Genomic DNA, 24,943 nt, shown 5'->3' on the forward strand with positions numbered 1-24,943 from the left:
TCCTTAAATAATTACGATAACCGTGGTTCATGACGAGGCTTGTAAGGCGTAGGCGTACGGCGCGGTCGATGACGTGTTTCCGCATCCACTCTAAGCAGCAACCCCACCATTAGGCCGGTAACCAATAAACTTGAGCCGCCATAGCTAATCAGCGGAAGCGTTAAGCCTTTGGTGGGTAGTAACCCAGCACTGACCGCCATGTTAATAAAGGCTTGCGCAGCAATAATAAAACCGATGCCATAGCTAACGTAGGCACCAAACATATGACCTGCCAGCTCTGCTCGGCGTGCAATCCACATCGTCCGAGTAATAAAGACCGTGAACAGCAGCACAACAATAATGGCACCAATCATGCCCAGCTCTTCTGCGACCACAGCAAAAATAAAGTCAGTATGCGCTTCTGGCAAATAGTGAAGCTTTTGAACGCTATTACCTAACCCCGTCCCGGTAACATGCCCTCGACCAAACGCAATGAGCGCCTGAGTTAGCTGATAACCAGTGGCAAACTGGTCAGCCCAGGGGTCTAAAAAACTTGTCCAGCGGGCTAAACGATAAGGCTCCATCACCACCATCATGACAGCGCCTGATGCCAATACGCCGCCACTGCCCAACAACAGCGTCAGCGATGCGCCGCTCATCATTAGCATGCCAATAACACAGACGGTGTAAACCACCATGCCACCAAAATCAGGCGCCAAAAAAAGCAGCCCCGCTGGTATTGCCAAGACGGCTAACGGGCGCCACATACTAAAAGCGCGCTGACGAAGTTCGTAGGTAAAGCGCGACATGAACGCCGCCATATAAAAAATCAGGCCCAGTTTGGCAAACTCGGAAACCTGTAAGCTTGGCAGCGGCCCAGGTAATGAAATCCAGCGCTTACTGCCATTGACCTCTTGGCCGATAATAAGCACTAAAACAAGCATAAAAATACTGGCGAGCAGTAGTAGCGCCGCATTTTGGCGCCAAACCTCCAGCGGCACGCTAATCATAACCAGGCATGCCAGTATGGATATCACTAAGAAAATACCGTGCTGGCGAGAGTAGTAATAGCTGTTTTCCAATAAGCCTATGGAAGCGGAGCTAACCATGACCCACCCCAGCCCCGCCAGCCCAATGACCGATATGATGAGCCAAATATCGCAGGGGTAGTGGCGCGTGGTTAGCGATTCCCGCAGACGCTCTAGCCGACTCATGGGTTCACCTCAACCTGCCTGCCTGCTAACCAGCCCCGAAATGCATCGCCGCGTTCTTGGTAGTTGGCAAATTGGTCAAGGCTTGCACAGGCGGGGGAAAGCAACACGCAATCACCTGGCTGGGCTATTTGCCAAGCAGCCTCCATAGCCTGGAACAAATTATTGACCTGACGAACGTTATTAGAGGCAGAGAGCGCAGCAGATAAACGTGGCGCATCTTCACCAAACAGCAATACCGCCCTGGCACACCCTGCTAGAGGCGCCGCCAGTGGTGTAAAGTCTGCGCCTTTGCCAACACCACCGGCCAATAAAATCAGCTTTCCTGTCAGCGTCGCACTAATGCCGTTGATCGCAGCAAGGGTGGCACCTACGTTGGTGCCTTTTGAATCGTTTACCCACGTCACCCCGTTGATGTTAGCCACAGTCTCACTGCGATGGGCTAACCCTTTAAATGCACAAAGCGCTTCACACATTGACTGCTTGCTAAAGCCAAGCGCTCTGCCCATTGCCAACGCAGCCAAAGCATTCATATAGTTATGCTGACCTGCAACGGTTAGTGCGTCGGCGCGGAGCCATGGGTCACTTCCTTGAACGAGCATGAAGTGCCCATCTATATTTACCAGCCCCCACTCATCTCCTTTCGGCGGCGCTGAGGTGAAGCTTTCCAGGCTTGCGACTTCATCTTGTGGCCAAGTAAGAGGGTCATCGGCATTGATAATGGCGTGCTTCGCACCTAAGAAGATCCGCTGTTTAGCGGCCTGATAGCCCGCCATATCACCATGGCGATCCAAATGATCTTCACAAATATTTAAAAAGGCTGCTGAGGCAGCGCCTAAATAGGGCGTGGTTTCCAACTGAAAGCTGGAAAGCTCCAAAATATAGAGATCGGCATCAGGGTGTTCCGCCAACAAGTCCAGAGCAGGCGTTCCTAAATTACCTCCAACCGCTGCATATACACCCGAGCAGGCGGCCATCTCGCCTAACAGAGTGGTTACCGTAGATTTCGCATTAGAGCCAGTAATCGCGGCGACTGGGGCGTTAACAGCACGGGCAAAAAGGGCGATCTCACCTATCAACACTGGCTCATCGGTAGCTGTGTTACGGCGCGTCAATAACCCCTCAAGGCCAGGTGTACGGGGGTCTACCCCTGGGCTTATTACCACTTCATGGACATGAGTAAAATCGATAGCGGTTAGAGGGCCGCAGTGCACTGTGATGCCTGGGTGAGCAGCATAAAAGTCATCCAACCCCGGTGGGGCTTTACGGGTATCAGCCACCATAAAGGGGGTATTGTTACGCGCTAGATGGCGGCAGATAGCCCGCCCTGATATTCCCAGGCCAACCACGACGGTCATTCCATGTGCTACTTGCACCATTGATCTGGCTCCTTTACACATCACGCCATTAGCACTCTGTTACTACTCGACTCATCAACGGACTTTCAGCGTGGCTAAACCGAGCAGTACCAGCACAACGGTGATAATCCAGAAGCGCACAATAACCCGGGGCTCTGGCCAACCTTTAAGCTCATAGTGGTGATGCAGCGGCGCCATGCGGAAAATACGCCTGCCTGTCATTTTATAGGAAGCAACCTGGAGAATGACCGATACCGTTTCCAGTACAAAAATCCCGCCCATAATGAACAAGATGATTTCTTGGCGAACAATTACCGCCACCACACCCAACGCTGCACCAAGGGCTAGTGCACCAACATCCCCCATAAATACTTGGGCGGGATAGGTGTTAAACCATAAGAACCCTAACCCTGCGCCTGCGATAGTGGCGCAAAATATTGCCAGTTCGCCGGTGCCATTAATAAAGGGAATATGGAGATAGTTGGCAAACACCGCATTACCACTGGCATAGGCAAACACGGCAAGCCCCATGGCCACCAGCACCGTTGGCATAATGGCCAGGCCATCTAGGCCGTCTGTCAGGTTAACTGCATTAGAGCTACCCACAATCACAAAGTAGGTCAGCACGATGTAGAACACACCCAGAGGGAGGGCAACATCTTTAAAGAGGGGCACTAGCAGACTGGTTTCCACTGGCGTTGACGCCGTGACGTAAAGCACGATAGCAGCGCCCAAGCCGACGACCGATTGCCAAAAATATTTCCACCGTGCAGGCAGGCCTCTGGGATTTTTTTCAACCACTTTACGGTAGTCGTCCACCCAGCCAATCGCACCGAAGCCCAGGGTTACTGCCAACACCACCCACACATAATGGTTGGTTAAATCTCCCCACATTAGTGTGCTGATCGCGATGGCAAGCAAAATCATGGCGCCACCCATGGTGGGCGTACCTGCCTTAGAAAGATGCGACTGAGGGCCATCATCGCGAACCGCTTGCCCGATCTGACCTTCTACTAATCGTCGAATGACCCACGGCCCTAGCCATAGGCAAAGCATCAAGGAAGTCAGTGCGGCCAAAATAACGCGTAACGTAAGGTAGTTAAAAACCTGAAAAGCAGTTTGATATTGGGCTAAAAAATTCGCCAGGTGAAGTAACATGAACGGCGTTTACCTTATTTATCCGAACGCAGCGCGGCGATGACATTTTCCATGCCCGCGCTCCGCGACCCTTTCACCAGCAGCGTGGTGTCAGGCGGCAACGTATTAATAATATGACGCACAAGCGTCTCGTGGTCGTCAAAATGCAGCCCGCGACCAAAGGCCTCACTGGCTGAACGCGCGGCATCACCGTACGTCAGCAGCGTTTCGATGCCAAGCGAGGCAGCAAAGCGGCCAATCTCAGCATGCAGTGTTTCAGATGCCTGCCCAAGCTCCCCCATCGCCCCCAGAGCACACCAACGCGGAGCAGGAAAGCTTGCCAGCGTCTCTAATGCCGCTTTAACCGCACCAGGGTTGGCGTTGTACGTGTCATCTAGCAGCGTGGCATTACGTAAACCCGGCACACTGCTCAAGCGCCCTGGCAGGCAGGGCAAGCGCGACAGGCCCGACACCACTTTTGCTGGCGCCACGCCAACCATAAGTGCCGCAGCGGCGGCCGCTAGGGCATTGCTAACATTGTGCTTACCCATCAGCGGCAAACAGACATTACCAAGCGCCTGCCCTTGATAAACAAGCGTGAAAGCATACCGCCCCTGTGGGTCACAGGAAAGGGCATCGGCGTACACATCTGCATGACTGTCCCAGCCGTAGCTGATAACGCGACGCGGGGCAGCGCAAGCTGCCCAAAAAGCGAAATAGCGATCTTCTCTATTGAGCACTGCCACGCCGTTGGCGCTTAAGCCCGATAAAATTTCACTTTTCGCCTGGGCAATCTGGCCCATACCGCCAAATTCGCCTACATGGGCTCCGGTCACATTCGTAATAATGGCAACATCAGGCGCCGTTAGTTGGCTGGTCCAGGCAATTTCACCTAGATGGTTCGCCCCAAGCTCCACAACTGCCGCCTGGTGAGCCGGAGTAAGCCGCAATAGCGTCAACGGCACACCAAAATCGTTATTTAAGTTGCCCTCTGTTGCCAGCACTTCGCCCAGAGGCGCTAACAGCGCAGCGGCCATCTCTTTGACGGTCGTTTTACCACTATTACCCGTCACTGCGACGACAGGCAGCTGATAGCGATGACGCCATGCCCGCGCCAGCAGACCTAGCCCCAGGCGGGTATCAGCACACACTAATTGCGGTAAAGCGCTGCTCGCCGCTTGCTCTACTAACGCGGCCGCCGCACCCTGCGCGTACGCTTGCTCAAGAAACTCATGGCCATCAAAACGAGGCCCTTTGAGTGCGACAAACAAGCAGCCCGGCACAATCTGGCGAGTATCCGTCACCACCGCAGTTAGCGGTAGCTCGGGCGACGATGGCGGCAAAAGATTAAGTGCCGCCGCAACATCCCCCAGCGCCCAACTCACTGCCCAGCACCGCTGGCCGCTAAATCTTTTAACGCCAAAGCTTTTATCACCTGCTCTTCATCTTGATAAGCATGGCGAACTCCCGCTATTTCCTGATAGGCCTCGTGACCTTTACCTGCTAACAGCACCACATCCTGCGGACCTGCCTGCTGAATTACATGGGCAATGGCTGCGCGGCGATCACCCTGCTCGGTAAAAGGGGTATCCGGTGAGAGGCCCGTAATAATTTGGCGGCGAATTTCCTCGGCAGACTCAAAGCGGGGATTATCGTCGGTGATGACGATATGGTCTGCGATGCGCTCGGCAACCGCAGCCATTTCAGCACGCTTGCCCGCATCACGATCGCCACCGCAACCAAAAAGACACCACAACTTGCCTTCGCTTCCGCCTAGGTGCGCTTTAAGTGCGTCCAGTGCATTGTGCAGGGCATCGGGGGTGTGGGCATAATCGATCACGACACTTGGCCCGCCAACTGCTCGATAGAGTTCCATTCGCCCTGGTACTGGTGCGAGCGTTGACGCCACTTCAAACAAGCGATCAAGCGACTCCCCTAAGCCATAGAGCACAGCCATTGCCAACAGCACGTTGTCTAAGTTAAAGCGCCCCATGAGACTAAGATCAAGGGCCTTTTCACCCTCAGGCGTAGCAATGAGCGCTTGCTGCCCATGCTCATGGGGATGCCAATCAAGTACACGTAGCGTCACTGCCTCATCACGACCCGCAGCCAGTACACGCACGTTACTCTCGCACCCTGCTAGCATCAGGCGTGCTAAAGGATCATCGGCGTTTACCACGGCAAGCGTTAGCTCGGCGCGGCGAAAAAGCTTGGCTTTAGCTGCGGCGTACGCGGCCATACTGCCGTGATAATCCAGGTGATCGCGGGTTAGATTGGTAAAAACGCCTACATCAACATTAACCGCCTCTAATCGATATTGATCCAATGCATGGGAGGAAGCTTCAAGCGCAACGCGCTTCACCCCTTGCCGCACTAAATCGCCTAAAATATGCTGAAGTGCCAGAGGGCCAGGCGTCGTAAGCCCGCTTTCTGCTAATTGACCAGGGCGGCCAACGCCTAAAGTGCCGACAACCCCAGCGGGCGTGTTTAACAATTCGCTCAAGGCCGCAATATAGTGGGTAACTGAGCTTTTACCGTTAGTGCCAGTAACCGCAATGACTTGTAAATCGTTAGGCACCTCAAACAGCGCCTTGCCTAACTCACCAAGGCGCAAAGAGAGATGTGGCAAGTAGAGCACGCGGTCCTCTAAGGTGACGCTGCTCTGCTTGGTGTGCGCCAATACTAACGATGCGCCGGACTCAAGCGCATGCTCAATAAATGCTCGTCCATCCTGCTGGCTTCCCGGCACTGCCACAAACACATCACCGGCTTTCAGCTGGCGGGAATCCGTTATTAAATGAAATTTTTCAGGCAATCGCGCCTCAATCTCAGGCAATACGGCACTCGGCCACACCTGTTTTAATGCCCGCCATAAATTGTCTGGGTGCAACGTCATGCAATCTCCTTCAACGCTATTCGACCTCATGATCAGGCGGTACGTCCAGCAACCGCAACGCATTGCCCGTTACACTTGAAAATACCGGTGCTGCCACTGCTCCACCGTAAAAATCACCTGCCTTGGGGTGGTCGATCATCACCACGGTAACAATACGCGGGTCTGAAATCGGCGCAATGCCTGCAAAGACACTGCGATAGGCATCGGCAATATAGCCCTGCTGACCCGTTTTGCGCACCGTGCCAGTTTTGCCGCCCACACGATATCCTTCAACTCGTGCGCGACGGCCGCCCGAGTAGGCACCTACCGACGTCTCTAAAACGTCTAAAAGGTCATTCGCCACACTAGGTGAAATAGCAGGAATTCCTTGGGGAGGCTCTGACAGCCTTAACAATGAAGGGGGTAAACGCTCTCCACCATTCGCCAGAGCTGTATAGGCGCTGGCTAGCTGTAGTGCTGATGTCGAAAGCCCGTAGCCATAGGATAATGCGGCCCGCTCGCTACGCGACCAGCGAACCGGCGCGGGCAAGCTACCCGTCGACTCGCCTGGAAAGCCAGTGCCGGGGCTTTGCCCCAAGCCTAGCTGGTTATACTTTTCCCAAATGGCCGTATCGCTCAACTGAAGCGCCAGACGAGACATACCAATATTGGACGATTTCTCTAAAATCCCAGCCAGATCCAGGTCGCCGTAGTTACGAAAATCGCGGATGGTAAACTGGTCGATTCGCATCCAACCCGGCGAGGTGTCAACAACTACATCTCGGTCCACTAGCCCGCTTTCCAGAATAGCCGCCATCGCTAGCGGCTTCATGACCGAACCGGGTTCGAACACGTCCACTAACGCCTGATTCCGCAAACCTCGGGGGTCGAGCCCTGCCCGGTTGTTAGGGTTGTAAGAAGGCAAATTCGCCATCGCCAACACTTCACCTGTGCGGGCATCGAGCATCACCAGCACACCACCATCCGCCTCATGTTCGGCAACAGCGGCACGCAACTCTCGATACGCCATATACTGGATGCGCTGATCAATCGCGAGCGTTAGCTCACCACCTGGTTGGGCATCACGAATCACCCCAAGCTCACGCACCAGCCGCCCCCTGCGGTCTTTAATTACCCGACGCTGGCCCGGACGCCCAGCTAAATAAGGCTGATAGGCAAGCTCCAAACCCTCCTGGCCAACGTCATCTACGTTGGTAACACCCAACACTTGAGCGGCCACTTCGCCGGCGGGATAGTAGCGTTTATATTCCCGCTGGGGATAAACCCCTGGCGTTCGCAGATCAAGAATGCGCTGCGCCGCTTCTGGCGTCATTTGGCGGCGCAGATACATAAACTCTCGGCTGCTAAAGCGTGCTACCCGAGACTCAAAGTCATCCGGCGTCCACCCTAGCGCCTGGGCCAGCATAAAGCGCTGAATGCCATCACTGGGCAATTCTTGGGGGTTAGCCCAAAGCGTGACGACGGGCGTCGAGATAGCCAGGGGCTCGCCATTGCGGTCGGTAATCATCCCCCGGTGGGAAGGAATTGCCTCATGACGCAGGGTGCGTGCATCCCCCTGACTCTGAAGGAAAGGACGGTCGATAACTTGCAGAAGCGTAATTCGCCCGATCAGAATACTCGACGCTAAAATCACGATAATCAATATGAATAGGAAACGCCCGCCAGCCAGTGGAGGCGCAACCGGCAGTTGCCGGGACATCCCACCCCGCCGCTGCCGATTCATGGCCGGATGACCTCGACATCATTTACATCGGGAATACGCATATCTAGCCGTTCCGTGGCAATTTGTTCGATCCGCGCTGGGGTTGACCAAGCGCCCTCTTCAAGCAGCAGCTGCCCCCACTCCGTTTGCAGCTGGTTTTTCTCCTGCTCCAGCTGTTGAAGTTGAGCAAACTGAACCCTCGTCATATGTGTGGTCGTCACGACAGCTAGCCCCGTCGCCATACAGCATAGGAACAGTACGCCGATAACAAGTGGCCACAAGCGCATACGCAGCTTGAATGGCCATTCAGTGCGTAACGTTGAGACCCAATGCTGAATCCGATCCATGCTCATGAATACATCCGTGATCACATCCGTTTGCGGGCGGCTCGCATCACAGCGCTACGTGCTCGAGGATTGGCATCTACCTCAGCATCACTTGGCCTTACGCCTTTGCCTAGCGCCTCAAGACGGCGATTTAACTGGTCATCGCGGATGGGGACTCCTCGCGGCAAATGGGTATCTCCCCGCACGTGGTGGCGAATAAACCGCTTAACCCGACGATCTTCTAAAGAGTGAAAACTAATCACGACCAAGTGTCCGCCGGGAGCTAGCGCTTCAAGCGCCGCGTCAAGCGCCGCGTCAAGCTGTTCCAACTCGCCGTTTAAATAAATACGCAGACCTTGAAACGCTTTCGTCGCAGGATGCCGGCCCTTCTCCCAGGCTGGGTGGGCGGTTTTAAGCACCTCAGCTAAATCCACGGTGTGGGTAAACGGCGTTTCGCTCCGCCGCGTAACCACCGCACGGGCTAAACGTTTGGCGTAGCGCTCTTCGCCAAATGTTTTAAAGACATGGGCTATATCGGCTTCGCGGGCACGCGCTAAAAACTCAGCGGCACTCTGCCCTTTGGTAGGATCCATGCGCATATCCAGCGGGCCGTTGCGCATAAAGCTGAAACCCCGTTCCGGATCATCCAGTTGCGGCGATGAGACCCCCACATCCAGCAGTACGCCCGACAACTTGCCGTGCAGCCCTTGTTCTTGGGCAAACTCAGCTAAACGCGAAAACTCACGCTGGGTAATTTGAAAGCGGGAATCGTCAATATCAGCGGCAGCAGCAATGGCCTGTGGATCACGATCCATGGCCATTAAGCGCCCCTGCTCGCTTAACCGCGAAAGAATAACGCGAGAGTGCCCACCGCGACCAAAAGTGCCGTCTATATAGATACCGTCGGGGTCGTGAACTAGCGCATCAACCGCCCCTTCTAACAACACGCTGGTATGGCGAAAGCTAGGAGCGACCTGGTCAGCGTCAGGAGAAGGCATGTTACTCTCACACAAAATTTAGGAGGGTGTGCTGAGCACACCCTTTAATGGAAATGGGGAGTCGGCCGATAAGCCGGGTTCTGTCGTGGACAGTCATTCCTCTAGGCGCTACGTCACCGCAGCGCTCAAGCAACCTACCCGGACCCAGCGCGGGCCACGCCATTGGGTCCCTATTTGGTCTTGCTCCGAGTGGGGTTTACCATGCCACGCACTGTTGCCAGGCGCGCGGTGCGCTCTTACCGCACCCTTTCACCCTTACCGGCCCCTGAGGTTTATGTCAGAGGCTTAGGCGGTCTACTCTCTGCTGCACTTTCCGTCGGCTTACACCGCCCAGGCGTTACCTGGCACTCTGCCCTATGGAGCCCGGACTTTCCTCCCCTAATAGCCCTTACGGGAATATTAGCGGCGACTGTCTGGCCAACTCCGGCGGCAAGCATAACAGCGCCATGCGTTTGCCTCAATGCTCACCTTTAATTGCTTGTAATCTGGCATACCACTCTTGCTTACGCCCACCTAACATTCTGGCTGCAACCGCTGCTCCTTGCTTAACCCCCACCCCTTCCGCCAACAGCGATTTGAGCAACTCATCTGCATGAATCGCTTGATGATCGCCCAGCGCCACCGCCGGTGCCCCGGAGATAATCACCACAAACTCTCCCCTTGCCTGATTGGGGTCGTCCGTCAAACAGTGAATCAACTCTTCAGGTGAACCATGAAGAAATGTTTCAAATGTTTTGGTTAGCTCCCTGGCCAACACGACGTTTCGCGCAGGCATTTGCTCTCGCAACGCCTCTAGTGTGTGCAAGATGCGGTGAGGCGACTCATAAAACACCAACGTCTCTTCCCGCGCCTCCCACTGCTCTAATGCCTGGCGGCGCGCTCCTGGTTTAGCGGGCAAAAAACCACCAAACGTGAACCGATCAGTGGGCAAGCCCGCTCCCGATAGAGCGGTAACCAGGGCACACGCACCAGGCAACGGCACTATTTTGCGCCCTCGTGCGCGCAGCTCTCTTACCAACACAAAGCCCGGGTCGCTAATTAACGGCGTACCTGCATCACTGATCAGCGCAATATCCTCGCCTGCCTGAAGAAAGGCATCCAGCGTATCTACTCGCCGCGCTTCATTATGATCATGCAGTGACAGCATTGGTTTATTAACCCCAAGATGGGCTAGCAGGCGCCCGCTATGCCGCGTGTCCTCGGCGGCAACCCGCGATACCTGCGCTAATACCCGGGCAGCTCGTGGCGTTAAGTCTTCCAAATTCCCAATTGGGGTAGCAACCACGTACAATGTACCCGGATCTTGGTGTGTCATCGTGACTCCCGATTTGTTAATGGCTTGCCCTGGCGACGCGCTATGCTGATGCAATGGCCTATTCACCTGCTTGCTGAGCGGCGACAGCGCAAATGGAAACTAAGGAAGGATACATGAAACAGTCATTACGTGGCTTACTCGCCACTGCCTTCATGGCACTTCTCATCACAGGGTGTGCCATGCAGCCGCCCAGCGTGGTAGATCGAGTACCCGACCAGGATGCTAACCGCTTACTTAGCCAAGCTGAACAGCAAGCTCCTGAACAAGCGGCACAAACACGCTTAGAAGCAGCAAACATACTTGCCCAGCAGGGACAACGCGAAAACGCGTTTGAGGCGGCAGATTCAATTGATGAAAGCCTGCTTTCTGATACAGATAGAGTTCGCTGGGCAATGCTTTACTCTGAACTTGCCCGCGGCTTAGACAACCCTCGCGCAGTGCTACGTGCAACGCAGGTGCTTGATGATGAGCTGCCGATGCAGGCCAATCAGCAAGAAACACTGGCTGAACGCCAGCAATGGGCACGAGAAGCACTTGATCAACCGGGCGTTTCGACTGTTTTAATACCCGAACTTGAAGGTGCCAACATTCAGCGTATTCTCGTCGCGCTGCCGGAATCTGGCCCACTAAGCAGCGTTGCCTCCACGATCGCCACCGCTATGCGTAACCATAACGAGATTCGTGGTAACGGCGTACAGCTTAGCTTTCTAGATACCTCCCAATACTCGCTGGATGAGATTTACAGCCGTGCCGCGCAGATGAATGCACAACTGGTTATTGGCCCGCTCGACAAAGACCAGGTTACCCAGCTTGAGCAGCGCGACAGCGTACCAATGCCCACCCTAGCGCTGAACTATGGCAATAGCGATCGTAACCGTGCCAGCCGCCTGCTCCAATACGGTTTATCCGCTGAAGATGAAGCACGCCAAGCCGCTCGACGTGCCTATCAAGACGGCCACCGCCAAATGTCCGTTATGGTGCCAGACAACGACTGGGGTCGACGTGTAGGGGAAGCCTTTTGGAACGAATACCACCGCCAAGGGGGCGAAGTCACTAACGCAGTACGTTACAACCCCAGCAGCTCTGTTTCTAACGCTGTCCAAACCGCACTTAATGTGAGTGGTGAGCGCGCACGCCTTGGCAACATTGATGCACTGTTTTTATTAGCACTACCTGATTACGCACGGCAAGTACCTCCCACGATGGATTATTACTACGCGCCAAACCTACCCATTTATGCAACATCGCACCTGCATGAAGGACGTCGGCAAATACGCCTGGATCAAGACCTTAACGATGTGATGTTTATGGATATTCCTTGGCAAATTCCTGACGCAGCCGTTGGCGGCGAGGAAGTCTTACCCTTCTACAGCACCTATCAGCGTCTTCGCGATGAAACCGATGCTTCTTCGTTTCGCCTAATGGCGATGGGCGTTGATGCCCTTGAACTTGCCACACGCTTATCGGATCTTTCATCCCTTGAGGGGCTGAGTGGAAGCACTGGCACGCTCCGCCTCGCCGATGATGGCCGCATATACCGCGAACTACCCTGGGCGAAGTTCCAGAACGGCACTCCTTCGCCGATTTTGATTCCTGGCCTGATAGGAAATGACGAATAACGCTCGCACAGCCCGATTCCGCGGCGCAGCCATTGAGCAACTTGCTGCTCAATGGCTGCAACAACATGGCTTAATACTGGTTGCCAGTAACCATCATGTTAAGGGTGGCGAACTGGATCTGGTGATGATGGATCAAGACACTCTAGTCTTCGTTGAAGTTAAACACCGAACCACAACCCGCTACGGCCACCCCTTAGAAACAGTTAATGCACAAAAGCGGCAGCGACTGATCCGCGCAGCCAGTTTATATATTGCTCGATACGCTGTTTCCAGCCCTTGCCGCTTTGATATTCTAGCGATTGTTGGCACGCCACCCTCTCTTGAGTTTCACTGGGAAAAAGCAGCCTTCGACGCTTACTGACTCTTTTAACTAGGAAGCCCTAATGGACTTTCAATCACGCATACTCGACCATTTCAATGCCAGCATTGATACTAAGACTTACGCCAGTGAAGTGCTGCCGCCTTTCATCGAGGTCGCCAGTCAAATGATGGTGCAGTGCTTGGTCAACGAAGGAAAAATCCTTGCATGCGGCAATGGCGGGAGTGCGGGAGATAGCCAGCACTTCTCCTCCGAACTACTTAACCGCTTCGAACGTGAGCGCCCTAGCCTTCCGGCCCTAGCCCTAACGACAGACACCTCAACACTTACCTCTATTGCTAACGATTACAGCTATAACGAGGTATTTTCAAAACAGATCAGAGCCCTTGGCCAGCCTGGTGATGTGCTGCTAGCCATCTCAACCAGCGGCAACTCAGCCAATGTGGTACAGGCAATTCAGGCTGCCCACGACCGAGACATGACCGTTGTAGCACTTACCGGACGCGACGGTGGCAATATGGCATCACTTTTAGGTCAAGATGATTGTGAAATCCGCGTTCCCGCCACCTCCACGGCCCGCATCCAAGAAGTCCATTTGCTCGTCATTCACTGTTTATGTGATTTAATTGATGAACAGTTGTTTGGTGGCGCTGCCTAAGCAGCTACACATGCCTACTTACCTCTTTTTATAGGAATCACCGCCATGGCCCTGGGTTTCTCTTCTCGAAAACTTATTTTGGCTGCCCTGTGCAGCGCTGTAGTACTCAGCGGCTGCGCCAACAACGCGGCGTCAAACCCTGCCAACTACGGCCAACGCAGCAATGATGTTGAAGCGGTAGACGCGACCATTGAGCGCGAAGCCGAACGTGCGCTTGCGCGCGCTGACGCCCGGCTTGGCGACGCTCGTATTCGCGCGCACAGCTATAACGGCTCTTTACTGCTGGTTGGCCAAGTACCTAGCGAGGAACTTCGCTCAAAGGCAGGTAACGTTGTCAGCTCACTTAGGGGCGTCAACGAGGTTCACAACGAGCTTGCCATTGCGGCACGCCTTCCCGCCAGTCAGCGCTTAACTGATACTTGGTTAACAACGAATGTTATTAGCCATCTAGCAACTAACGATCGCATCGACTCTTCTAAATTGAAAGTGACCACAGAAAACGCCAGCGTTTACTTAATGGGTATGGTGTCTCGTGAAGAAGCTGACCGTATTGTAAATGCAGCCTCCTCGGTGGGCGGAATTCAGCGAATCGTCAAAGTATTCGATTATATTGATTGATACAGGCTATCGGCATTGCCAAAAAAGCCTCACACGGTTAACCCGTGTGAGGCTTTTTTATTAGCCATAACCACCCTTTGCAAACAGCCAGCTAAGTCAGGGCGCTACTTAACCACTCGCAGAGTAGGCTTTTTCTTGGGCTTCTCTTTCTTTGAAGCCGACTTGCCGTCCTCTTTATCAGAAAAAGATTCGGTGACAGTGAGCTCAGGCTTAGTAGTTTTAGCGCTCTCGCCCGACGCTCCGCCATCAAGTTCGGCATTCTCAAGATCGATATCATCGAATTCCGATGAGCCTAACTCAGGCTCATGTCCAAACACCATGCCTGCGCCATTTTCACGTGCATAAATGGCAATTAGCGCAGGTGTAGGAATCATTACCTGCATAGGCTGACCGCCAAAACGCGCGTTAAAACCAATCGCTTGGTTTTCCATAAATAGGTCACGCACCGCCGTTGGCGCTGCATTGAGTACTATTTGGCCATTTTGCACAAACTGCCGCGGAACTTCGACTCCCGGCTGTGTTGCATCAACAACAAAATAAGGCGTCAGCTCATTATCCAGCAGCCACTCATAAAGGGCACGGGCGAGATAGGGACGGCTCGATTTCATAAGACTCCCACCTCCTAACAAGTAGCCCCCACCACTAGCTAAGCGGAGGGGTTATATGAATTCAAGCGCGCATCTCTTTTTCACGCTCATTTAAAGAGGCCTTAAACGCTTCACGCTCAAACACTCGCGACATATAGCTTAAAAGTGGCTTCACCTGCTTTTCAGGTAGCTCAATATTCAGCTCTGGCAAACGCCACAAAATGGGCGCAAGGCAGCAGTCTACCAAGGTAAACTCTTCGCTCATAAAGAAGGGCATATCTTCAAAAATCGGCGATATACCAATCAGGCTTTCGCGGAGTTCTTTACGTGCTTTGTCAGCCTCTTTTTTCCCACCGCTACGAATCTGCTCCAGCATCGGGCACCACTCACGCTCAATACGATGCATCCAGAGGCGACTTTGAGCACGTGCCACCGGATAGACAGGCAGCAGAGGAGGATGTGGAAAGCGCTCATCCAAGTACTCCATCATGACTTTAGATTCGTACAGCACCAAGTCACGATCTAACAGTGTAGGCACACTGTTGTACGGGTTGAGGTCTGCTAACTCTTCGGGTGACTGCCCATCAATAACTTCAACGATATCGACAGCTACCCCCTTTTCAGCCAGAACAATGCGTACACGATGACTGAAATGATCATCACTACCTGAGTAAAAGATCATTGACGACCGCTTGGCCACAACACCCATGAAAGCATCCTCGCATCAAAACAATCTAGAATAATAACACGCCAGCCCTACCTTAGGGGAAGATAGCCTGCTGCGTATAACGATTGAACAGACAAACAAAAGGCGCACGGCTTTTGCCGTGCGCCTGCCTGCCTATCTTAACGCTACTGATTAGTGGACATCTCGCCAATACTCACGCTTGAGCAGGTAAGCAATCACACCAAAGATAAAGATAAAGATAAGGACTTTAGGTGCCAGCGCCTGAGCTTTCAGCTTAGAAGGCTCACCCACATAGGCAAGGAAGTTGGTTAGATCGTAAACCGCTTCCTCAAACTCAGCAGGTTCCATGGAGCCTGGCTGAGTCACCTGCAGCACATCACAGGACTGATATTTACCTGACAAAGGATCTGGCGACTGACCGCGTACGGGCTGATCCGTTTCAGAGCAAACCATCTCCTGCACGCCCTGCAGCGGCTCCAGCACGTTAGGCATCGCTGACGCTTCAAGCACCATATTATTAACACCCAGCGGCTGACCAGGATCACGATAGAAGGTCAGCAAATAGGAGTAGATATAGTCTGAACCCCGCAGACGGTTAAACAGCGTAAGGTCTGGCGGCGCAACGCCAAACCAGCCCTCGGATTCACCCGACTGCATAGCGATATGCATTTGATCATTGAAAGCCAAACCGCTGGAGAAAATCAAATTTTCTTCTACCAGCTCTTGAGGCATATCAAGATCTGCAGCCGCACGAGAGAAACGCTGATGCTCAAGCGAGTGACAGCCCATGCAGTAGTTCACATACATCTGCATCCCACGCTGGAGCGACTCTTTATCATGCAGATCAGGCGTCATAGAGAAGGGCTGCTCCGGAAGCGGCGCTGCCATGGCCGTAAAAGGCAACAACGCGAAGAGCAGTACGAATAGTTGCTTTTTCATTAGCCAGTCACCCTTTCTGGAACGGGTTTAGTTTTCTCCATGCTGGTGTAAATCGGCATCAGAATGAAGAAGGCGAAGTAGAGCACCGTACAGATCTGTGCAACCAAGGTACGCATCGGCGTTGCAGGAATCGCGCCTAGGACCCCTAAAATCACGAAGCTGATGGCAAAAACGGTAATGGCGATACGTGATAACCAGCCCTTATAACGCATAGACCTAACCGGGCTTCGATCAAGCCAAGGCAGCACAAACAGAATAGCAATCGCACCACCCATTGCTAATACACCTAAGAACTCGGCACGCAGACCCAGGAAGTCAAAGGTAATAGCACGCAAGATGGCGTAGAACGGCGTGAAGTACCATACAGGTGCAATGTGGTCAGGTGTTACCATCGGGTTGGCAGGCTCAAAGTTAGGCCGCTCTAGGAAGTAACCCCCCCCCTCAGGGAAGTAGAACAACACCACAGCAAACACAAACAAGAACACCGCAATGCCGACAAGATCCTTCACCGTATAGTAGGGGTGGAAAGGAATACCATCCAGCGGTTTACCCGACTCATCTTTTTTGGCTTTTATATCAACGCCATCAGGATTGTTCGAGCCCACTTCGTGCAACGCAATGATGTGCAGCACAACCAGCGCCAGAATAACAATGGGCAATGCGACTACGTGCAGCGCAAAGAAGCGGTTAAGCGTAATACCCGAGATCAGGAAGTCACCGCGAATCCACTGGGCAAGCTCAGGGCCGATACCAGGGATAGTGGCAAACAGGGAAATAATAACCTGTGCACCCCAGTAAGACATCTGACCCCACGGCAGCAGGTAGCCCATAAACGCTTCTGCCATGAGCAGAAGATAGATGGCCATACCAAAGATCCACACCAATTCACGTGGTGCTTTGTAGGATCCGTACAGTAAAGCACGGAACATATGCAGATAAATGACGACAAAGAAGGCAGAGGCACCGGTTGAGTGCATGTAGCGGATGAGCCAGCCATACTCCACATCGCGCATGATGTATTCAACAGAGCTGAAGGCGCCCTCGGCAGACGGGTTGTAGCTCATGGTAAGCCATACGCCCGTCAATATCTGATTCACCAAGACCAAAAGCGCTAATACGCCAAAAATATAGAAGAAGTTGAAGTTCTTCGGGGCGTAATACTGCGTCAAGTGCTCCTGCATCATCTGAGTCGCTGGGAAGCGGTCATCAATCCAACGCATGATGCCACTTTCAGCTTTGGCTTTATTTGGATTACCCATTAGGCAGCCTCCTCATCTTCACCCACTATGATGTCCTCGCCCTCAAAACGATAGGGCGGCACCTCAAGGTTGGTAGGCGCAGGTACGTTACGGAATACACGACCAGCCAGATCAAAATAGGATCCATGGCATGGACAGAAGAAACCACCCGGCCAGTTATCCGTTACCGCTGCCTCAGGCTCCGGACGATATAGTGGAGAACAGCCTAGGTGAGTACAGACACCTACCATTACCCCCACCTCAGGACGTATAGAGCGCAGCGGACCCGTAATATAACTAGGCTGTTGCTGCTCACTGGAATCTGGGTCGGCAAGACGACCTGGATCCAAGCTTTCTGTACGCTCATTCATTTCAGGCGTTCGATTAATGATCCACACCGGACGCCCACGCCATTCGATGGTGACACGCTGCCCCGGTTCGAGCTTAGAAAAATTAGCTCGAACCGGCGCACCGGCCGCCAACGCTCTGGCACTAGGCTGCCATGAAGCCACAAAGGGTACCGCAACCCCGACAGCGCCCACCGCCCCAACAACGGAGGTGGCACCCACGAGGAAACGGCGCCGACCTTTGTTTACGCCGTTATCTGCCATTTCTGGTTTCTCCCATCAGCTTACCCGTTCCGTCGCAAAGGCGTCTTGCGACGACGAATATCAAATACGCTCTATGTTAAAAAAACAAAGCGCTAGACACAAGAACAACCACCCGTGACCATGGTGGTAGGAGCTTTCTAATATTATGTTTTTTCAATAAAAAACGCCCAGGTCGACGACCTGGGCGTTTTTGCCGCATAGCGTGAAATTAACGCTTAGAGAACTGCGGACGACGACGTGCTTTACGCAGGCCGACTTTCTTACGCTCAACTTGACGCGCGTCACGGGTTACGTAGCCAGCGGCACGCAACGAAGGACGCAGGTCTTCATTGTAGTTCATCAGTGCACGGGTAATACCGTGACGGATAGCACCCGCTTGCGAGGAGTTACCGCCACCTGCAACCGTGACAACAATGTCAAACTGGTTGAGTGTCTCGGTCAGCTCAAGCGGCTGGCGAACAACCATGCGACCTGTAACGCGACCAAAATATAGATCGAGATCCTGGCTGTTGACAGTAATTTTGCCAGAGCCCGGCTTCATAAACACGCGAGCGGTGGAAGTCTTGCGGCGCCCGGTACCGTAATACTGCTGTGTCATGGCGAAGATTTCCTCAGATGTTCAGTTCAAGCGGCTGTTGGGCAGCATGCGGATGCTCGGGACCGGCGTACACTTTTAACTTAGAGTACGTGGCACGACCTAACGGGCCTTTCGGTAACATGCCTTTAACAGCAAACTCAATGATACGCTCAGGCGCATGATCAAGCATTTTGTCAAACGTCATGGAACGCAGACCGCCCGGGTAACCAGTGTGGCGGTAGTAGGTTTTAGCCTTCGCCTTGTTGCCGGTCACTTGGACTTTCTCGGCATTGATAACAACGATATAGTCGCCAGTATCAACGTGAGGGGTAAATTCGGGCTTATGCTTACCACGCAAGCGGCGAGCAATCTCGGTTGCCAGACGACCGAGCGTTTTGTCCGTAGCGTCGACAACATACCAGTCGCGCTGGACGGACTGCGGCTTAGCACTGAACGTCTTCATGGATGAAATCACCAGATTAAGTGTGTTGGGTGACAAACACCGCTAGGCGGTGGTGCACCATCCCTATTTTTTTTGGTTGCCAACTAACGCTGGCAACATGTAGCGAGGCGGCATTCTACAACATGGCTTCCGCCAAGTTAAGTACCACCGCTACTTTTATCGGACTTTTCTCGTTACTCAGTAACGACGCCCTGCATCACTAGGCAGTGCTTAAACCAATATCGACACACCCCGACACCATTAATCTTTTAGGGCTTGTGAGCCAAGGCAAGATATTCGTGGGACTGCATTTCCTGAAGGCGTGAAAGCGTACGCTGAAATTCAAAGGTTAATTTGCCATCAGTATATAACAGTTCCACAGGTACTTCCGCCGACATCAAAAGCTTGACGCCTCGGTCGTAAAACTCATCAACCATATTAATGAAGCGGCGCGCCTGATCATCGGTTTTGGCATTCATCTGAATCACGTTGGACACTAAAACCGTATGAAACTCACGAGCCAGCTCAATATAGTCGTTTTGACTGCGCGGGCCGTCGCAAAGCTCAGCGAATTCAAACCATGCCACATCATCATGCAATCGGCGCGTTTTCAGAACACGGTGATTGACTTCTAATGGCGCGCCCTCTTCACCAACATGCCCTGAAATCTCACGAAAGCTGCGCGATAGCTCCTGCTCCGCCGCAGCGTCAAGGGGCGCATGAAAAATCTCAGCACGCTCAAGTGCTCGCAAACGATAATCCACCCCCGAATCCACATTGACGACATCGCAGTGCCGGTTCACAAGCTCAATGGCCGGGATAAAACGCGCGCGTTGCAAGCCATCTTTATAGAGCTCGTCCGGTACGATATTAGAAGTGGCAACCAGCACAACGCCGCGCTCAAACAACGCTTCAAGCAAAGTGGCCAAAATCATGGCGTCGGTAATATCTTTGACGAAAAACTCATCAAAGCATATAACCCGAGCCTCGGTAGCAAATTTACCTGCTATTAGCGTTAGTGGATTTTTTTCCCCTTTATAATGGGTGAGCTCGTTGTGCACCCGTTGCATAAAACGGTGAAAGTGAGTGCGCATTTTATCGGGGAAAGGCAGCGCTTCATAAAACGTATCAACTAAATAGGTTTTTCCACGCCCTACTCCCCCCCAAAAATAGATCCCCCGCACCGCCGGCAATACCGGCTCGCTAGGTGAGCTTTTCTTACCCATCAACCCAGCCATTTTGGCCTTAAAGCCTTTATTGGCCACCATCGCTTTGGGTGCGGCGGCGGGTGCCGCTACCAGCTCATCGTAAAGCCTTTGCAGGTGCTTAACGGCAGCCTCTTGTGCTGGATCGTATTGGAAGTCGTCACGCACTAAATCAGCGCGATAACGCTCCATCGGCGTTTGCCGCTGAGCCTGACCTGATACCTGCTGTGCAGATGATGATGGCATCTGATTCGCCTCCCTCAGCGCTTAGCGTAGCCCATGCACCTCACGCGAAGCCCATGCCCTACCCTACGAAAAGAGGCTAATTATACGCTGCTCGATCGCTAAGCGCATGAGCAGATTGACCTAACCGCCACGCAGACGCCTATAATGGGCTTTGTTTCGTTGGTGCACCATCGGCACATGCCTTTGGTGGTGCAACTCAACTTTCAGGGAGAACATCGTGGAAGCAAGCTCGCCATTTACCTTTGCGATCATTGGCATCATCATCGGTTTTATTATCGGCATGGTGTGCTATCGCCTGTTTAGCAAAGGCCAACGCCAAACCTCAATGCTTCAGCAAACGCTACTAGAACGTGAACACCACATAGCCGAACTTAAAAAAGCCATGGGCGGACTGAGCCTGGACGTTCGCAAGCGACTTGAAAACATTCGCGCCGAAGCCGACCTGCTAGAACAGCAGCTTGAAGACGAGGCCACTCAATGGAAGTTAGACAAAGCAGCCGCCAAAACTTTGGCAACAGGTACGCCAATTCAGAGCCTCTCAGGCATTGATGAAACCCTCGACATGCCTAGAGACTACGCGGATGGCAAAAGTGGCACCTTGTCTGAAGACTTTGGCCTAAAAGAGAGTACTAACGAACAAGACCTTACACCGCCACAGCCGCCTCGCTACTAATCACTGAAGCATAATTTACAAAAAACACTTCCACTAATTAACGGCGGTATCAACTTACTGATACCGCCGCTTTCATGTTAGCCCCCAAAACCAAACGCCCTAAAACAGCTTGCTATGCCGGATTATCAATATCCACAAAGCGATGCTCCACACCATACTCACCTGCCAACCACTCGCCTAGCGCTTGCACTCCATATCGTTCGGTAGCATGGTGCCCCGCAGCAATGTAGTGAATACCCATTTCCCGAGCCAGGTGAGTCGTGCGCTCTGATATTTCCCCTGAAATGAATACATGCGCACCCGCTTCGCAGGCAGCGGAAATCATGTCCTGCGCGCCACCTGTACACCACGCGATCTTATCCACGCCCCCCACTCCTGGCGCTTCAATAACTAACGGCGTACGGCCTAACACGCTAGCGATCTGCTGCGCCAACTCGCTGAGGGATTGAGGCTCAGCCACCCGACCCGACCACAACAAGCCCTCTCCTAGCTCACCGTCCAGGCACCCCTCCACTTTCCAACCTAAGCGCCTGGCTAATTCTGCGTTATTTCCAAGCTCTGCATGGGCATCAAGCGGCAGGTGGTACGCTAATAGATTAATCTCATTCTCTAACAGCGTTTTAATTCGCCTCTGTTTCATGCCTGTAATAGCAACTGGCTCATTCTTCCAAAAGTAGCCATGGTGCACCAATACTAAGTCAGCTTGCCAAGCCACCGCCTCATCCAAAAGTGATTGGCAGGCAGTAACCCCCGACATCACACGTTTAATCGTTTCCCGCCCCTGAACCTGAAGACCATTAACGGTATAATCTTTAAATTGTGAAGCCCGCAACTGATGGTCGCACGCTGCTACTAGTTGGTCGCGATGGATCACGCTGACTCCTTGACTGATTTATTAGGTGCGCTAAGGAACTAAGCAATAAAGTGTTACCATACGCGCATTGTAAAACTCGCTTCGCGCTTACGCGAACCTCGCGACCGTTAAGACTGCCACCCGCTGAGGAATTTACGCATGCACCGTTTTGTGCTGCCCTACTTATGGCCAATTATAACTGGGCTACTACTTGCTGCTCTTTTGCTGTTTGCCTTTCCTGAAAAACTGCCCAATCCCTTTCGGCAGTCACCGCCCGCCTCTGTTGAGACGCAGCCTTCGCTGGTTTCCACCAGTAGCGAACAGCCAGCAAATCGGCCGCCTCCAGAAATACGGCAGGCCGAACCACTGACTCGCAACCAGGGGCCAGCCAGCTACTCCAACGCCGTGAATCAAGCGGCCCCTGCGGTCGTTAACATCTATTCATCACGTATAGTGGAGCGTGACCAGCACCCGCTAATGTCGGACCCCTTTTTTCAACAGTTTTTCAGTGGAGACGACGCAACGACTCACCAGCGTATGCTGTCCAGTCTTGGCTCTGGCGTCATCGTGAGTCAAGATGGCTATGTACTGACCAACCACCACGTCATTAGTGGTGCCGACCAAATTCAAGTTGCCCTACGCGATGGCCGCGAAACACTGGCTGAAGTCGTCGGCACTGATCCAGAGAGCGATCTGGCGGTGCTGCGTATTAACCTCGACAACTTGCCTGTTATTGAGCTGACCAACTCTGAAGATGTCGCCGTGGGTGATGTCGCGCTAGCCATCGGCAACCCCTTTGGCGTCGGCCAAACCGTTACGATGGGCATTATTAGTGCCACTGGACGAAGCCATCTTGGACTAAATGCCTACGAAGATTTTATTCAAACCGATGCAGCCATCAACCCCGGCAACTCTGGCGGCGCATTAGTAAACCCTGATGGCGCTTTGGTAGGTATTAATACCGCTATCTTTTCACGCTCCGGTGGGTCACAGGGAATAGGCTTTGCCATCCCAGCCAACCTAGCCCACAGCATTCTCAATGAACTGGTAACGCAAGGACGTGTTATTCGCGGCTGGCTGGGCATTGAGGCACAAGCACTCTCCCGGGAGCTTGCGGCATCATTTGGCCTGCGTACGCCGCAGGGGGTAATCGTAGCTGGGGTGGTGAGTGAAGGGCCGGCAGCAAAAGCCGGCTTACAGCCTGGGGACGTACTGCTGTCGATTGATGGTCAGGCGATACTCGATGCACGAGCAACAATGAGTGATATTGCTTCCATCCCGCCCGGAACCTCGTTACCACTGACTATCGTTCGCAGCGGTGAGCGTATGGAAATGACACTGGAAGTAGGCGAGCGCCCGGTACCCGATAATGCAACGCTAAGCGAGCGCCAGAGCGGCTCTTGAGCCAGCTCTGGCGTTAAAGCCGATCACTCTAGAATACGATACTCCGCTGACCGCGCATGAGCGGTCAGTGACTCACCCCTTGCCAACACCGATGCCACCTTACCTAGCTCCGATGCTCCCTCGGCAGAACAGTGAATAATGGATGAGCGCTTCTGGAAATCGTAAACACCCAGTGGCGATGAAAACCGCGCGGTGCCAGAGGTAGGCAACACGTGATTAGGGCCAGCACAGTAATCGCCCAGGGCTTCTGCAGTATAGCGTCCCATGAAAATTGCCCCTGCATGACGGATATCATCAAGCCAAGCTTCCGGTGATGCCACTGACAGCTCAAGGTGTTCCGGCGCGATACGGTTAATCATCTCAACTGCTTCGGCTTGGTCTTGGCAAAGAACCAACGCGCCACGGCGGCTTAGCGACGCCCGTACGATCTCCTCTCTTTCAAGCGTGGGCAGGAGACGTTCGATAGCGGCTTCTACGGCATCAAGATGGTCGGCATCCCAACTCACCAGTATCGACTGAGCATCTTCATCGTGCTCCGCTTGGGAGAAAAGGTCCATCGCCAGCCACTCAGGATCGGTTTTGCCATCAGAAACCACCATAATTTCCGACGGCCCCGCAATCATATCAATGCCTACTTGACCAAAGACTGCCCGCTTGGCCGTTGCAACATAGATATTGCCAGGGCCTACAATCTTATCAACCCGTGGAACACTTTGAGTACCATAAGCGAGGGCAGCCACCGCCTGAGCCCCGCCAATAGTGAAAACGTAATCTACACCCGCTAAGTGAGCAGCGGCCAACACCAGATTATTCAACACGCCGTCAGGAGTTGGCACTACCATAACAATTTCACGCACCCCCGCCACATGAGCGGGAATAGCATTCATTAATACTGAGGAAGGGTAAGCCGCTTTACCGCCAGGCACATAAATACCCGCACGATCAAGGGGCGTTACTTTTTGACCCAATACAGTGCCATCGGCCTCTTCATACTGCCATGAGCTGGGCTTTTGGCGCTCGTGATAGCGCTTGATTCGCTCAGCGGCAACAGCTAGCGCGTCACGCTGATGATCGGGTAGCCCATCAAAGGCTGCTTTTAGCTGTTCAGCAGAAAGCCGGAGCTGATCGATATGCTGCACATCCATCCGATCAAAACGGTTCGTTGCCTCAATTACAGCCGCGTCACCGCGCTGTTTAACATCGGCCAATATCTCCTCAACCCGCGTCTGCACTGCTTTATCAGACACGCCCTCCCAGTCCAACAGGGCATTAAGGCGCTGATGGAACGCCGTATCAGCCGTTGAGAGGCGGGCTATTGTGGCTATGGACTTATCGCTCATGGAG

General features: G+C 53.3%; 25 protein-coding genes and 1 other RNA gene. 6 read left to right on the forward strand and 20 right to left on the reverse strand.

The genetic code is table 11. The features are described from left to right. Positions 1-11 precede the first annotated feature (11 nt). The 10 genes from ftsW to rsmI form a co-directional block, all read right to left on the reverse strand. Positions 12-1,193 (reverse strand): putative lipid II flippase FtsW, encoded by a 1,182-nt coding sequence (gene ftsW / locus P8S54_RS03965; protein ID WP_009100078.1) that lies wholly within the window; start codon positions 1,191-1,193, stop codon positions 12-14. Continuing rightward, a complete protein-coding gene (gene murD, locus P8S54_RS03970) occupies positions 1,190-2,569 on the reverse strand; it encodes a UDP-N-acetylmuramoyl-L-alanine--D-glutamate ligase (protein WP_281443319.1) in 1,380 nt (459 codons plus the stop codon). Before murD ends, ftsW begins: the two co-directional genes overlap by 4 nt. Positions 2,570-2,623: 54 nt before the next feature. Continuing rightward, on the reverse strand, positions 2,624-3,706 hold the full coding sequence (gene mraY / locus P8S54_RS03975; protein WP_009100075.1) for a phospho-N-acetylmuramoyl-pentapeptide-transferase: 1,083 nt from the start codon (positions 3,704-3,706) through the stop codon (positions 2,624-2,626). Between the two features lie 14 nt (positions 3,707-3,720). After that, positions 3,721-5,070 (reverse strand): UDP-N-acetylmuramoyl-tripeptide--D-alanyl-D-alanine ligase, encoded by a 1,350-nt coding sequence (gene murF / locus P8S54_RS03980; RefSeq protein WP_281443320.1) that lies wholly within the window; start codon positions 5,068-5,070, stop codon positions 3,721-3,723. Then, positions 5,067-6,581 carry a UDP-N-acetylmuramoyl-L-alanyl-D-glutamate--2,6-diaminopimelate ligase gene (locus P8S54_RS03985; protein WP_281443321.1) on the reverse strand — a complete coding sequence of 505 codons (1,515 nt, stop codon included), beginning with the start codon at positions 6,579-6,581 and terminating at the stop codon, positions 5,067-5,069. Before P8S54_RS03985 ends, murF begins: the two co-directional genes overlap by 4 nt. 16 nt (positions 6,582-6,597) lie before the next feature. Further along, the gene (locus P8S54_RS03990; RefSeq protein WP_281443322.1) at positions 6,598-8,304 is read right to left on the reverse strand and encodes a penicillin-binding protein 2; all 1,707 of its coding nucleotides are present in this window, start codon (positions 8,302-8,304) and stop codon (positions 6,598-6,600) included. Then, the gene (gene ftsL / locus P8S54_RS03995) at positions 8,301-8,636 is read right to left on the reverse strand and encodes a cell division protein FtsL (protein WP_009100067.1); all 336 of its coding nucleotides are present in this window, start codon (positions 8,634-8,636) and stop codon (positions 8,301-8,303) included. The genes P8S54_RS03990 and ftsL overlap by 4 nt, the downstream gene beginning before the upstream one ends. A gap of 14 nt (positions 8,637-8,650) precedes the next feature. Further along, positions 8,651-9,607, reverse strand: a complete 957-nt coding sequence (rsmH, locus tag P8S54_RS04000; RefSeq protein ID WP_281443323.1) for a 16S rRNA (cytosine(1402)-N(4))-methyltransferase RsmH — start codon at positions 9,605-9,607, stop codon at positions 8,651-8,653. Between the two features lie 53 nt (positions 9,608-9,660). Further along, positions 9,661-10,032, reverse strand: an RNA gene (rnpB, locus tag P8S54_RS04005) — RNase P RNA component class A. A gap of 32 nt (positions 10,033-10,064) precedes the next feature. After that, a complete protein-coding gene (gene rsmI / locus P8S54_RS04010; protein ID WP_281443324.1) occupies positions 10,065-10,922 on the reverse strand; it encodes a 16S rRNA (cytidine(1402)-2'-O)-methyltransferase in 858 nt (285 codons plus the stop codon). A gap of 113 nt (positions 10,923-11,035) precedes the next feature. Between rsmI and P8S54_RS04015 the strand changes: the two genes are divergently transcribed. The 4 genes from P8S54_RS04015 to P8S54_RS04030 are packed head-to-tail and all read left to right on the forward strand — an operon-like array spanning position 11,036 to position 14,136. Further along, complete coding sequence (locus P8S54_RS04015) at positions 11,036-12,541, forward strand: penicillin-binding protein activator (RefSeq protein ID WP_281443325.1); 1,506 nt, start codon at positions 11,036-11,038, stop codon at positions 12,539-12,541. Further along, complete coding sequence (locus P8S54_RS04020) at positions 12,531-12,902, forward strand: YraN family protein (RefSeq protein ID WP_009100060.1); 372 nt, start codon at positions 12,531-12,533, stop codon at positions 12,900-12,902. The genes P8S54_RS04015 and P8S54_RS04020 overlap by 11 nt, the downstream gene beginning before the upstream one ends. 22 nt (positions 12,903-12,924) lie before the next feature. Beyond that, positions 12,925-13,518, forward strand: a complete 594-nt coding sequence (locus P8S54_RS04025; RefSeq protein ID WP_009100058.1) for a phosphoheptose isomerase — start codon at positions 12,925-12,927, stop codon at positions 13,516-13,518. A 45-nt stretch (positions 13,519-13,563) separates the two neighbouring features. After that, entirely contained in the window at positions 13,564-14,136 is a 573-nt protein-coding gene (locus tag P8S54_RS04030; RefSeq protein ID WP_009100057.1) for a BON domain-containing protein, read from the forward strand. Positions 14,137-14,240: 104 nt separating this feature from the next. Here the strand turns inward: P8S54_RS04030 and P8S54_RS04035 are convergent, their stop codons facing one another. The 8 genes from P8S54_RS04035 to zapE form a co-directional block, all read right to left on the reverse strand. Beyond that, a complete protein-coding gene (locus P8S54_RS04035) occupies positions 14,241-14,744 on the reverse strand; it encodes a ClpXP protease specificity-enhancing factor (RefSeq protein ID WP_009100055.1) in 504 nt (167 codons plus the stop codon). A 61-nt stretch (positions 14,745-14,805) separates the two neighbouring features. Continuing rightward, a complete protein-coding gene (sspA, locus tag P8S54_RS04040; protein ID WP_009100052.1) occupies positions 14,806-15,432 on the reverse strand; it encodes a stringent starvation protein SspA in 627 nt (208 codons plus the stop codon). Positions 15,433-15,582: 150 nt separating this feature from the next. Then, on the reverse strand, positions 15,583-16,350 hold the full coding sequence (locus P8S54_RS04045; protein WP_281443326.1) for a cytochrome c1: 768 nt from the start codon (positions 16,348-16,350) through the stop codon (positions 15,583-15,585). Further along, on the reverse strand, positions 16,350-17,609 hold the full coding sequence (locus tag P8S54_RS04050) for a cytochrome bc complex cytochrome b subunit (protein ID WP_009100048.1): 1,260 nt from the start codon (positions 17,607-17,609) through the stop codon (positions 16,350-16,352). Before P8S54_RS04050 ends, P8S54_RS04045 begins: the two co-directional genes overlap by 1 nt. Then, complete coding sequence (gene petA / locus P8S54_RS04055) at positions 17,609-18,199, reverse strand: ubiquinol-cytochrome c reductase iron-sulfur subunit (RefSeq protein ID WP_009100046.1); 591 nt, start codon at positions 18,197-18,199, stop codon at positions 17,609-17,611. Before petA ends, P8S54_RS04050 begins: the two co-directional genes overlap by 1 nt. A gap of 208 nt (positions 18,200-18,407) precedes the next feature. Continuing rightward, on the reverse strand, positions 18,408-18,797 hold the full coding sequence (rpsI, locus tag P8S54_RS04060; RefSeq protein WP_009100044.1) for a 30S ribosomal protein S9: 390 nt from the start codon (positions 18,795-18,797) through the stop codon (positions 18,408-18,410). A 13-nt stretch (positions 18,798-18,810) separates the two neighbouring features. After that, positions 18,811-19,239 (reverse strand): 50S ribosomal protein L13, encoded by a 429-nt coding sequence (gene rplM / locus P8S54_RS04065; protein WP_009100042.1) that lies wholly within the window; start codon positions 19,237-19,239, stop codon positions 18,811-18,813. 248 nt (positions 19,240-19,487) lie between these two features. Further along, the gene (gene zapE, locus P8S54_RS04070) at positions 19,488-20,669 is read right to left on the reverse strand and encodes a cell division protein ZapE (protein WP_281443327.1); all 1,182 of its coding nucleotides are present in this window, start codon (positions 20,667-20,669) and stop codon (positions 19,488-19,490) included. A 217-nt stretch (positions 20,670-20,886) separates the two neighbouring features. Here zapE and P8S54_RS04075 point away from each other — a divergent pair, with 217 nt between their 5' ends. After that, positions 20,887-21,342 carry a DUF1043 family protein gene (locus P8S54_RS04075; RefSeq protein WP_281443328.1) on the forward strand — a complete coding sequence of 152 codons (456 nt, stop codon included), beginning with the start codon at positions 20,887-20,889 and terminating at the stop codon, positions 21,340-21,342. A 112-nt stretch (positions 21,343-21,454) separates the two neighbouring features. Here P8S54_RS04075 and P8S54_RS04080 read toward each other — a convergent pair whose 3' ends face one another. Continuing rightward, positions 21,455-22,216 (reverse strand): Nif3-like dinuclear metal center hexameric protein, encoded by a 762-nt coding sequence (locus tag P8S54_RS04080; protein ID WP_281443329.1) that lies wholly within the window; start codon positions 22,214-22,216, stop codon positions 21,455-21,457. A gap of 138 nt (positions 22,217-22,354) precedes the next feature. On the opposite strand from P8S54_RS04080, the gene P8S54_RS04085 reads away from it, so the two are divergent. Beyond that, positions 22,355-23,599, forward strand: a complete 1,245-nt coding sequence (locus P8S54_RS04085; protein WP_281443330.1) for a Do family serine endopeptidase — start codon at positions 22,355-22,357, stop codon at positions 23,597-23,599. A gap of 23 nt (positions 23,600-23,622) precedes the next feature. Here P8S54_RS04085 and hisD read toward each other — a convergent pair whose 3' ends face one another. Then, a complete protein-coding gene (gene hisD / locus P8S54_RS04090) occupies positions 23,623-24,939 on the reverse strand; it encodes a histidinol dehydrogenase (RefSeq protein ID WP_281443331.1) in 1,317 nt (438 codons plus the stop codon). Between the last annotated feature and the right edge of the window lie 4 nt (positions 24,940-24,943).

Origin of the sequence: Halomonas sp. M1 (genome assembly GCF_029581375.1) — a bacterium.
In the GTDB taxonomy this organism is placed as follows: domain Bacteria; phylum Pseudomonadota; class Gammaproteobacteria; order Pseudomonadales; family Halomonadaceae; genus Vreelandella.

What these genes read in the sequence shown, in the direction of transcription:
- hisD (WP_281443331.1), bottom strand. Translation starts at nt 24,939, where the DNA reads ATGAGCGATAAGTCCATAGCCACAATAGCCCGCCTCTCAACGGCTGAT.
- P8S54_RS04085 (WP_281443330.1), top strand. Translation starts at nt 22,355, where the DNA reads ATGCACCGTTTTGTGCTGCCCTACTTATGGCCAATTATAACTGGGCTA.
- rsmI (WP_281443324.1), bottom strand. Translation starts at nt 10,922, where the DNA reads ATGACACACCAAGATCCGGGTACATTGTACGTGGTTGCTACCCCAATT.
- zapE (WP_281443327.1), bottom strand. Translation starts at nt 20,669, where the DNA reads ATGCCATCATCATCTGCACAGCAGGTATCAGGTCAGGCTCAGCGGCAA.
- P8S54_RS03990 (WP_281443322.1), bottom strand. Translation starts at nt 8,304, where the DNA reads ATGAATCGGCAGCGGCGGGGTGGGATGTCCCGGCAACTGCCGGTTGCG.
- P8S54_RS03985 (WP_281443321.1), bottom strand. Translation starts at nt 6,581, where the DNA reads ATGACGTTGCACCCAGACAATTTATGGCGGGCATTAAAACAGGTGTGG.
- petA (WP_009100046.1), bottom strand. Translation starts at nt 18,199, where the DNA reads ATGGCAGATAACGGCGTAAACAAAGGTCGGCGCCGTTTCCTCGTGGGT.
- ftsW (WP_009100078.1), bottom strand. Translation starts at nt 1,193, where the DNA reads ATGAGTCGGCTAGAGCGTCTGCGGGAATCGCTAACCACGCGCCACTAC.
- P8S54_RS04045 (WP_281443326.1), bottom strand. Translation starts at nt 16,350, where the DNA reads ATGAAAAAGCAACTATTCGTACTGCTCTTCGCGTTGTTGCCTTTTACG.
- murD (WP_281443319.1), bottom strand. Translation starts at nt 2,569, where the DNA reads ATGGTGCAAGTAGCACATGGAATGACCGTCGTGGTTGGCCTGGGAATA.
- P8S54_RS04025 (WP_009100058.1), top strand. Translation starts at nt 12,925, where the DNA reads ATGGACTTTCAATCACGCATACTCGACCATTTCAATGCCAGCATTGAT.
- sspA (WP_009100052.1), bottom strand. Translation starts at nt 15,432, where the DNA reads ATGGGTGTTGTGGCCAAGCGGTCGTCAATGATCTTTTACTCAGGTAGT.
- P8S54_RS04035 (WP_009100055.1), bottom strand. Translation starts at nt 14,744, where the DNA reads ATGAAATCGAGCCGTCCCTATCTCGCCCGTGCCCTTTATGAGTGGCTG.
- P8S54_RS04020 (WP_009100060.1), top strand. Translation starts at nt 12,531, where the DNA reads ATGACGAATAACGCTCGCACAGCCCGATTCCGCGGCGCAGCCATTGAG.
- P8S54_RS04030 (WP_009100057.1), top strand. Translation starts at nt 13,564, where the DNA reads ATGGCCCTGGGTTTCTCTTCTCGAAAACTTATTTTGGCTGCCCTGTGC.
- P8S54_RS04050 (WP_009100048.1), bottom strand. Translation starts at nt 17,609, where the DNA reads ATGGGTAATCCAAATAAAGCCAAAGCTGAAAGTGGCATCATGCGTTGG.
- rpsI (WP_009100044.1), bottom strand. Translation starts at nt 18,797, where the DNA reads ATGACACAGCAGTATTACGGTACCGGGCGCCGCAAGACTTCCACCGCT.
- mraY (WP_009100075.1), bottom strand. Translation starts at nt 3,706, where the DNA reads ATGTTACTTCACCTGGCGAATTTTTTAGCCCAATATCAAACTGCTTTT.
- P8S54_RS04015 (WP_281443325.1), top strand. Translation starts at nt 11,036, where the DNA reads ATGAAACAGTCATTACGTGGCTTACTCGCCACTGCCTTCATGGCACTT.
- rplM (WP_009100042.1), bottom strand. Translation starts at nt 19,239, where the DNA reads ATGAAGACGTTCAGTGCTAAGCCGCAGTCCGTCCAGCGCGACTGGTAT.
- ftsL (WP_009100067.1), bottom strand. Translation starts at nt 8,636, where the DNA reads ATGAGCATGGATCGGATTCAGCATTGGGTCTCAACGTTACGCACTGAA.
- rsmH (WP_281443323.1), bottom strand. Translation starts at nt 9,607, where the DNA reads ATGCCTTCTCCTGACGCTGACCAGGTCGCTCCTAGCTTTCGCCATACC.